The organism is Rhizobium sp. R693 (assembly GCF_002211315.1).
Classification (GTDB): Bacteria; Pseudomonadota; Alphaproteobacteria; order Rhizobiales; family Rhizobiaceae; genus Rhizobium.
In genome coordinates this window covers 204264-212840 of the sequence record NZ_LOKY01000005.1, presented here as the reverse complement: position 1 = coordinate 212840, position 8577 = coordinate 204264, and the positions used below count along the sequence as shown (strand labels likewise).

Genomic DNA, 8577 nt, shown 5'->3' with positions numbered 1-8577 from the left:
AGTCATGCTTCCAACTCCCTTGTTGAGATCTGCGAAACCCCAATAAGGTAAGCCGAAAGGCTGGAAGTGTGACTGTCCCTCGATCATCACCTGCATCTCAGTGATCCGTTCTCTCAGCGGGCGCGGCCTCTTTCATGCCACCTCCTTTTATTATGGGATGCAAAAGCCTGCTTTGCTGGTTATGGACATATCCGATGCGGCCACAAAGAAAAGCGGCGCTGCTTCAATTTCTTTTGACGGGATGAAACGACGATGACGGTGCTGACGATCGAGGAACTGGCGACGGTGCTACAGCCGGGACAGGCGATCGCGGGTCTCGATCTCGGCACGAAAACGATCGGACTTTCGATGTCTGACCTCGGACGGCGCTTTTCGACGCCACGGCCGGTCATCAAGCGCGAGAAATTCGCGATCGATGCGGTAACGCTGCTGGAGTTCGCCGCAAGGGAAAAGGTCGCGGCCTTCGTTATTGGCCTGCCGATGAATATGGACGGATCGGCCGGACCGCGTGTCCAGGCAACACGCGCCTTCGTGCGCAACATGGAGCAGAAGACTGATCTGCCCTTCGTCTACTGGGATGAACGACTGTCGACGGTCGCCGCCGAGCGCGCGCTGCTGGAAATGGATGTGTCGCGTAGGCAGCGTGCCGAGCGGATCGACTCGGCCGCGGCAAGCTTCATTCTTCAGGGAGCGCTGGATAGACTTTCCTTGCTCGGCAGAGCGGCATCGGACGACCTGGATGCGTGACGCGCACGCCACCAGGCGTGAATTGCCTTGCGTCGGCGAAACCCTATGATTGCGAAAACGACGAGGCTATCGACGGCAATCGCGCGGGCAACCAGTGGCGGAATGGTTTCCGGCGGAATGCCAAGGATCTTTCCATAAATCTGGAACGTCAGGTCATGAACCTGCCTGCTCAGCATGAAGATGCCGAAGTTCATGTCGTAATAGGAAAGCCAGTACCATCCTGCCAAGAAGACAATGGGACCGGCCCAGAAGATCAGAAACCACTTCATGCGGTCGTCTCTCGTTCTCCTCGAGTGGATAGTCCCTCGTAAGAAACCAGCCATATTGACAACGCCATCGAACCCAGAACCAGCGCCGGCACAGCGATATCCAGCGCAAGCACAGCGAAAAACATCATCGCGGCAACAAGAAACGCGGCTTTCGCGATTTTGGTTCCCATGGTTCCAGACACCCAACATTTTGGACTGCCCGACAACCTGACTTCTTAACCGTGAAGGCGCAACGTAAACCATTTATTAAGGTTAACGCGTGCCTGGACACCTGTGGAAAGACCGTCTCTGTTTCAGCCGTAGACGCCGCGAACGATACGTTTCAAGGCGGTTGCCGCCTTCTCCCAATCCTTCGACGTTTTCAGCGCCAGTCCGGCGCACTGGCCGCCGGCGGATGCGGAAAGAACGAGATGCTGGATGGCTGCGATCAGAATCGCATTGACGGCCACGACGTCAACGCCCTTCGGCGGCGTCAGCGAGCCGCGCATGCGGTCGAGCCAGTTTGCCAAGGCCTTCGACCGCGCCTCGGAAAGTCGCCGGACCTGCTCGGTGTTTTCGGAGACCTCCCAGGCAACAATGCGACGAACAAGCGGATCATCCCGCAACGCCTCGAGGAAAAGCAGCGATAGCCGCTCCATCAGATCGCCGTAGGTCAGGAGGAACATGCCGCCGGTGTCCTCGGGAATGCGGTCCTTAACCCAATTGCCGAGATCGGCACCGATCGCCTCCACTAGACCGTTCAAGCCGCCGTAGTAGCGGTAGATCAGCTGTTTGTCGCATCCGGCGCGGCGGGCAACCGCATTGATCCCGAAATTCTGGAACCCCTCCTCCGCTAGCAGCGACTTGGCCGCCTTCAGGATTGCCTTCTCGGTCGCGCTTCGGTCTCGGATACGCTTTTCCGGCTCGACACGGATTGCGTCGGCAACGGGCGCTAGCACCATGGGATCATTGAGCATTGGGATTCGGTCCGAATTGTCACTTTGCGGTGAGTAGCAACCTCACCCACCACCGGCAACGGACAAGCCTTTGAAAGATTGTGGACAGCCTGCCAAAGGCGCCGATAGCAAGGGCGCGTCACCGTTTGGTGACTTGATTGCAGCTAGAGCTTCTGCCCAAACCACGCAGTCGGATCGGAAGCATCCACCAAGGGAGGTTCGAGGCGGACAAACCCACGGGAACCCCAGAAGCGCAGTGCGCCATGGTTATCGGGGCTGGCGCCGAGATGGACTGCTGTAACGCCAGCCTCTCGGGCATTCTTCAACCATCTGTCAAGAAGCGCGGTGCCCACCCCCTGCCCTTGAAGGCGCGGCAGAAGGTTCATGTGAATATGGGCGGGAAAGGTTTCGACGATCGCGGCAGGTACGTAAGACGGGTGATGGATTGACGCGGCGTACTTCTCATCCGCGTTCCAACTGGAAGGATCTCCCTGCGGGTTGGTATAGATCTTACGAAGCGAAGGCCACCACTCGCGTTCGAGGCGCTCCTCGAACGCGGCCGTGTCGAAGGCGCCGACAATGTAGCCGGCAACGCCTTGCGAATCTTCTGCCACGAAAGCCGTTTCGGGACAGAGCGAGACGTAAGGCGCTGAGTAGACATGGCCGATCAGCTTGCCGTCGCGATGCAGCTCGGACGCATCGCGGCCAGCATCGCCCGTCACCCGCGAGATTCGATAGATCTGTTCGAGATCATCGGCATGGACGGGGCGCAGTACAGTCATCAGCTTGCTGGCGGATAGAGCAGATCGACGATGTAGCTGGCGTCGAAGCGCGAATCCAGCATGCCATAGGTGGAACGCCAGCCGCCCGCCAGACGGGTCTCGATGAAGGCGTCGGCGATCCGCCCTGCGCCCAGGCGATAGAGTTCGGCGGCACCGGCGGCGAGTGCCAGTTGTTCGACCAGCAGACGCGCAGCACCTTCGTCCCGCTCGCAAAGCGCCATGGCGGCGCGCAGCACGTCGATTGTCTTCTTGCCTGCAGGCCCGAGATCACGCGCGAGCCCGGCAAACACCGTCTCGAAGAGGTCCTTGCCGCGATCGAGGATGCGCAGCACATCGAGCGCCATGACGTTGCCCGAGCCTTCCCAGATCGCGTTAACAGGCGCTTCGCGGTAGTGGCGGGCGATCGGACGTTCCTCGATGTAGCCACTGCCGCCGATGCACTCCATCGCCTCGTAGATCAGTGACGGCGCGATCTTGCAGCACCAGTATTTTGCAACCGGCGTCATGACGCGGGCGTAGGCCGCCTCTTCGGCACTGCCGCGCGCCCGGTCGAACGCATCGGCAAGGCGGAAGGACAGCGCTGTCGCGGCCGCCACATCGAGCGCCATATCGGCCAAGACACGCGTCATGATCGGCTGGCTCACCAACATCTTGCCGAAGACGCTGCGTCCGCGGGTATGATGTACGGCCTCAGCGAGCGAGGCACGTATGATGCCGGAGGAGGCCAGCGCGCAGTCGAGGCGCGTCAATGTCACCATGTCGAGAATCGTGCGGATACCGCCATCCGGCGTGCCGAGCAGGAAGCCGAAGGTATCGTTGAACTCGACTTCGGACGAGGCATTGGAGCGGTTGCCGACCTTGTCCTTCAGGCGCTGGAAGTGCAGGCCGTTTGCCGAACCATCTTCCAGGAGCCGTGGAACGAGGAAGCAACCCATCCCATCCTTCGTTTGTGCCAGCATCACGAAGGCATCGCTCATCGGCGCCGACATGAACCACTTGTGACCGGACAGGCGATAGATGCCTTCGCTGACCTTTTCGGCCGTCGTCTTGTTGGCGCGAACGTCCGTGCCGCCCTGCTTCTCGGTCATGCCCATGCCGATCGTCACGGCGGACTTCTGCATGGCCGGCTTGTTGGTGGAATCGTATTTGCGCGACAGGATTTTCGGCGCCCAGTCCTTCTGCACGGCAGGCGAAGCGGAGAGCGCTGCCACCGAGGCACTCGTCATCGTCAGCGGGCAAAGGTGGCCGCATTCGAGTTGCGCCGTCAGGTAGAAGCGAGCCGCCCGGACCTTGTGGGCCTGATTTTTCGCCTCGGTATCGGCCTGCGGATCCCAGACCGACGAATGCAGCCCCGATGACATCGAACGACGCATCAGTGCGTGCCAGGCGGGATGGAACTCGACGACATCGAGCCGCTCGCCGCGCGGACCGTGCGTGCGCAGCTGCGGCGTGCCCTGATTCGCCATGCGTGCCAGCTCCTGCGCCTCCGGCGAGGTCACGTACCGGCCCATATTGTCGAGATCGTCGCGGATCCCGCGCGGCAGCGTGCCAGTCAGGTCGACGATCAGCGGATCGGACCTGTAGGCATTGATGCCGGACCACAGGCTCGGCTGGTTGAGTTCGGCAAGTTTCTCTTCGGCGGGCGTCATGAATCGCTTCTAGTGCAAGAGGCAGGCAAAGGGAAACCGGAAGTTATAATTTCCCTACCTCTGCAATAGTTGAATTCGGGTAAAATTGCAGGGGGAGACGGGTCTTTGCCCACAGCGCAAGCTTGCCGCCGCCCGGCTCACTCTTTATAGACCCCGCAGACGACAGCAAGAGGCAGGTTCATGGTCTTCTTTCCCCACCGCCACCTCATCGGTATCAAAGGGCTCACAGAGCAGGATATCACCTTTCTCCTCGACAAGGCCGACGAGGCCGTGAAGATCAGCCGGCAGAGAGAGAAGAAAACCTCGACGCTGCGAGGCCTCACGCAGATCAACCTGTTTTTCGAAGCCTCGACGCGCACGCAATCTTCTTTCGAGCTCGCCGGAAAGCGCCTCGGCGCCGACGTGATGAACATGTCGGTCGGCAATTCTTCGGTGAAGAAGGGCGAGACGCTGATTGATACAGCAATGACGCTGAACGCGATGCGGCCTGATGTGCTCGTTATCCGCCATTCCAGTGCCGGTGCCGCCGCGCTCCTCGCACAGAAGGTGTCCTGCTCGGTGGTCAACGCCGGCGACGGCCAGCATGAGCATCCGACTCAGGCGCTGCTCGACGCGCTGACAATCCGCCGCGCCAAGGGCAAGCTGTCGCGGATCATCGTCGCGATCTGCGGTGACGTTCTGCATTCGCGCGTGGCGCGCTCGAACATCCTGTTGCTGAACGCGATGGGCGCACGCGTACGCGTCGTCGCGCCGGCGACGCTCCTGCCTGCCGGCATCGCCGACATGGGCGTCGAGGTCTTCCATTCCATGAAGGAAGGGCTGAAGGACGCCGACGTGGTGATGATGCTGCGCCTGCAGCGCGAGCGCATGTCCGGCGCCTTCGTGCCGTCGGTGCGTGAATACTATCACTTCTATGGGCTCGACGCGGAGACCCTGAAGGCGGCGAAGGAAGATGCACTCGTCATGCATCCCGGCCCGATGAACCGCGGCGTCGAGATCTCCTCCGAGGTCGCTGATGGACCGCAGAGCGTGATTGCGGAACAGGTGGAAATGGGGGTCGCCGTGCGCATGGCCGTGATGGAGGCGCTGCTGGTCTCGCAGAACCAGGGTCCCCGCACGGAAGGAGCCGGCGCATGAGCAACTCGATCGTCCTCAAGAACGTTCGCATCGTCGACCCTTCGCGCGATCTCGACGAAGTCGGCGCCATCATAGTCAAGGATGGCGTGATCGTCGCAGCTGGCGCCGATGCGCAGAACCAGGGAGCGCCTGCTGGCGCCCAAGTACGCGATTGCACCGGCCTCGTCGCCACACCGGGCCTCGTCGATGCCCGCGTTCATATCGGGGAACCCGGAGCCGAACATCGCGAAACGATCGCGTCGGCGAGCCGTGCGGCCGCAGCCGGCGGCGTGACTTCGATCATCATGATGCCCGACACCGATCCTGTCATTGACGACATCGCACTGGTCGAGTTCGTCAAGAAGACGGCGAAGGACAAGGCGCTCATCAACGTCTATCCGGCAGCGGCGATCACCAAGCATCTTGCCGGCGAGGAAATGACCGAGATTGGCCTGCTGATGGAAGCCGGCGCCGTCGCGTTTACCGACGGCCGTTCGAGCGTCCATGACACGCAGGTCCTCCGCCGTGTGATGACCTATGCGCGCGAGTTCGGGGCCGTTATTTCCTGTGAGACCCGAGACAAATATCTCGGCGCCACCGGCGTCATGCATGAGGGACTGTTTGCGAGCTGGCTCGGTCTCGGTGGCATTCCGAAGGAAGCCGAGCTCATCCCGCTCGAACGCGACCTGCGTATCGCCAAGCTGACGCGCGGCAACTACCACGCCGCGATGATCTCCGTGCCGGAGTCGGTCGAAGCGATCGAACTCGCCCGCAGTCGTGGGGCCACCGTGACCTGCGGCATCTCGATCAACAATCTCTCGCTCAACGAAAACGACATCGGCGAATACCGCACCTTCTTCAAGCTCTATCCGCCGCTGCGCTCGGAAGACGATCGCGTGGCCATGGTGGATGCGCTGGCGCGCGGTGCGATCGATATCATCGTCTCCTCGCACGACCCGCAAGACGTCGACACGAAACGCCTGCCCTTCGGTGAAGCGGCCGATGGCGCGGTTGGCCTCGAAACGATGCTCGCAGCGGCGCTGCGCCTGCATCACAGCGGCCAGGTCAGCCTGATGCGGCTGATCGATGCCATGTCGACGCGGCCGGCGCAGATCTTCGGCCTCGAGGCCGGCACGCTGAAGCCGGGCGCCAAGGCAGATATCACGCTGATCGATCTCGATGACCCTTGGCTTGTCTCGAAGGACATGCTTCTTTCCCGTTCGAAGAACACGCCGTTCGAAGACGCGCGCTTCAGCGGACGCGCTGTTGCGACCTACGTCGCCGGACAGTGCGTACACAGCATATAAAAAGACCACCGGAGGGAACATGGTCTCGGATCTCATGACGTGGCAGATCACGCTGCCGATCGCGCTGGCGGCTGCCACCATCGGCTACCTGCTCGGCTCTATCCCGTTCGGCCTGATCCTGACGAAGGCCGCCGGGCTCGGCGACGTGCGCAGTATCGGATCCGGCAATATCGGCGCGACCAACGTGCTGAGAACCGGCAACAAGAAGCTTGCTGCCGCAACGCTTCTGCTCGATGCGCTGAAGGCATCGGCCGCGGCCTGGATCGTCGGCTATTTCCTGGGCAACGAAGCGGCGCTGATTGCGGGCTTCTTCGCCTTCATCGGCCACCTCTTCCCGGTCTGGATCGGCTTCAAGGGCGGCAAGGGTGTCGCCACCTATATCGGAACGCTGCTTGGCGTTGCGCCGATCATGGTCGTGGTTTTCGCTGTGGTCTGGCTGGCGGTCGCCTTTACGACCCGGTACTCCTCACTTGCCGCATTGGTTGCAATGCTTGTCATTCCGGTTGCATTGTGGATACTGGGCGCCGAGAAGGTTGCAGCTGTCATGGCGATCATGACCGTCATCTCCTACTGGAAGCACAAGGCCAACATCTCCCGCCTGATGAGCGGGACGGAAAGCAAGATCGGAGCGAAGGGATAGGATGGACGCTTGCAGCGCAAGGCCAAAGGGAGTTGCGCTGACGGAACGCCAACGCATCGCGTGGCTGCGTCTCATCCGCTCCGACAATGTCGGGCCGGCGACTTTTCGCGACCTCATCAATCACTTTGGATCTGCCGAGACGGCGCTTGCCGCCCTGCCCGAACTTTCCGCGCGTGGCGAGGCGACGCGCTCCATCCGGATAGCAACGGAGACGGAGGCGCACAAGGAGCTGGAGGCCGCGCGGCGCTTTGGCGCCCGGTTCGTCGGTATCGGCGAGCCGGAATACCCGCAGGCCTTGAAGCAGGTCGACGGTGCTCCGCCTTTGCTCGCCGTCAAGGCAATCTTTCTGTCTCCTCGCAGCCGGCGGTCGGCATTGTCGGCTCCCGCAACGCCTCCATCAGTGGCGCCAAGTTTGCCGCCACGATTGCGCATCAATGCGGCAAGGCAAGCTATGCCGTCGTCTCCGGCCTTGCGCGCGGCATCGACACGGCCGCGCATCGCGCAAGCCTCGATACCGGAACGGTGGCCGCCATGGCGGGAGGTCTCGACCAGCCCTACCCACCTGAGAATGCCGGTCTGCTTGACGCCATCTGGAATGGCAACAGGGTTGCCATCAACGAAATGACGTTCGGAGCCGGACCGCGAGAGTGGCCCTTCGATGCTTCCGCCTGACGAATCCGATCGCTCGCTTATCGTCGATGCGCTCGGCCCGACGCCGGTCGAGATCGACGACGTCATCCGCCATACCGGCCTGCCGGCGGCTTCGGTTTATCTTGTGCTGCTGGAGCTGGATATTGCCGGAAGGCTTCATCGCCATCCCGGCGGCTTTGTCTCTCTTGCGATGGGCGATTGAGATCCTACATCCGGGCCTGCAGATCGCCAGCCTCGACATAGGCCATCTCGATCAGGTAGCACAGCATATCGGCGTTCTCTTTTTCCGCCACCCGCCGCAACTCAGCAAGCATCTGCCTAATAAAGGTGATGTTCTCATGCGAGCCGGATCGTCCGGTATCTTTCTTTGCGAACTTGGCCGCCATGGGATAGTCTCTGAGGAAAGAGAAGCGCTGCCTTTCGGCGAGCCTGAACCACACTTCAAAAACGATACCTCAATTATCAGAAATTGCAACACGTT

The 8577-nt window shown here is 61.3% G+C and carries 9 protein-coding genes and 1 pseudogene; 5 read left to right on the top strand and 5 right to left on the bottom strand.

Going from position 1 to position 8577, the window contains the following annotated elements:
- Positions 1-252: 252 nt before the first annotated feature.
- Positions 253-747, top strand: coding sequence for a Holliday junction resolvase RuvX (gene ruvX / locus ATY79_RS07415; protein ID WP_088691863.1), 495 nt, complete (start codon positions 253-255; stop codon positions 745-747).
- Here the strand turns inward: ruvX and ATY79_RS07410 are convergent.
- The 4 genes from ATY79_RS07410 to ATY79_RS07395 all read right to left on the bottom strand — a co-directional run bounded on the left by ATY79_RS07410 (position 684) and on the right by ATY79_RS07395 (position 4382).
- A complete protein-coding gene (locus tag ATY79_RS07410) occupies positions 684-1016 on the bottom strand; it encodes a DUF6105 family protein (protein WP_088691862.1) in 333 nt (110 codons plus the stop codon). The two genes, ruvX and ATY79_RS07410, sit on opposite strands and share 64 nt — an antisense overlap.
- 293 nt (positions 1017-1309) lie before the next feature.
- Positions 1310-1972: a TetR/AcrR family transcriptional regulator gene (locus ATY79_RS07405; protein WP_088691861.1), complete on the bottom strand. Its 663-nt coding sequence runs from the start codon at positions 1970-1972 to the stop codon at positions 1310-1312.
- Positions 1973-2115: 143 nt separating this feature from the next.
- A complete protein-coding gene (locus ATY79_RS07400; RefSeq protein ID WP_088691860.1) occupies positions 2116-2733 on the bottom strand; it encodes a GNAT family N-acetyltransferase in 618 nt (205 codons plus the stop codon).
- Positions 2733-4382, bottom strand: coding sequence for an acyl-CoA dehydrogenase family protein (locus ATY79_RS07395; RefSeq protein ID WP_088691859.1), 1650 nt, complete (start codon positions 4380-4382; stop codon positions 2733-2735). The genes ATY79_RS07400 and ATY79_RS07395 overlap by 1 nt, the downstream gene beginning before the upstream one ends.
- A 180-nt stretch (positions 4383-4562) precedes the next feature.
- On the opposite strand from ATY79_RS07395, the gene ATY79_RS07390 reads away from it, so the two are divergent.
- From ATY79_RS07390 to ATY79_RS07375, 4 genes and pseudogenes are all read left to right on the top strand, one after another.
- A complete protein-coding gene (locus ATY79_RS07390; protein ID WP_088691858.1) occupies positions 4563-5519 on the top strand; it encodes an aspartate carbamoyltransferase catalytic subunit in 957 nt (318 codons plus the stop codon).
- Complete coding sequence (locus ATY79_RS07385) at positions 5516-6805, top strand: dihydroorotase (RefSeq protein ID WP_088691857.1); 1290 nt, start codon at positions 5516-5518, stop codon at positions 6803-6805. Before ATY79_RS07390 ends, ATY79_RS07385 begins: the two co-directional genes overlap by 4 nt.
- Positions 6806-6824: 19 nt before the next feature.
- On the top strand, positions 6825-7445 hold the full coding sequence (gene plsY / locus ATY79_RS07380) for a glycerol-3-phosphate 1-O-acyltransferase PlsY (RefSeq protein WP_088691856.1): 621 nt from the start codon (positions 6825-6827) through the stop codon (positions 7443-7445).
- 1 nt (position 7446) lies between these two features.
- A pseudogene (locus ATY79_RS07375) lies at positions 7447-8298 on the top strand (DNA-processing protein DprA).
- A gap of 4 nt (positions 8299-8302) precedes the next feature.
- On the opposite strand, the gene ATY79_RS07370 reads toward ATY79_RS07375, so the two are convergent.
- The gene (locus ATY79_RS07370; RefSeq protein WP_088691855.1) at positions 8303-8482 is read right to left on the bottom strand and encodes a hypothetical protein; all 180 of its coding nucleotides are present in this window, start codon (positions 8480-8482) and stop codon (positions 8303-8305) included.
- Positions 8483-8577: the final 95 nt, after the last annotated feature.

Excerpts from the sequence above, each read along its gene's own strand:
- ATY79_RS07410 (WP_088691862.1), bottom strand. The coding sequence starts at position 1,016 with ATGAAGTGGTTTCTGATCTTCTGGGCCGGTCCCATTGTCTTCTTGGCA.
- ruvX (WP_088691863.1), top strand. The coding sequence starts at position 253 with ATGACGGTGCTGACGATCGAGGAACTGGCGACGGTGCTACAGCCGGGA.
- ATY79_RS07390 (WP_088691858.1), top strand. The coding sequence starts at position 4,563 with ATGGTCTTCTTTCCCCACCGCCACCTCATCGGTATCAAAGGGCTCACA.
- ATY79_RS07395 (WP_088691859.1), bottom strand. The coding sequence starts at position 4,382 with ATGACGCCCGCCGAAGAGAAACTTGCCGAACTCAACCAGCCGAGCCTG.
- ATY79_RS07370 (WP_088691855.1), bottom strand. The coding sequence starts at position 8,482 with ATGGCGGCCAAGTTCGCAAAGAAAGATACCGGACGATCCGGCTCGCAT.
- ATY79_RS07385 (WP_088691857.1), top strand. The coding sequence starts at position 5,516 with ATGAGCAACTCGATCGTCCTCAAGAACGTTCGCATCGTCGACCCTTCG.
- ATY79_RS07400 (WP_088691860.1), bottom strand. The coding sequence starts at position 2,733 with ATGACTGTACTGCGCCCCGTCCATGCCGATGATCTCGAACAGATCTAT.
- ATY79_RS07405 (WP_088691861.1), bottom strand. The coding sequence starts at position 1,972 with ATGCTCAATGATCCCATGGTGCTAGCGCCCGTTGCCGACGCAATCCGT.
- plsY (WP_088691856.1), top strand. The coding sequence starts at position 6,825 with ATGGTCTCGGATCTCATGACGTGGCAGATCACGCTGCCGATCGCGCTG.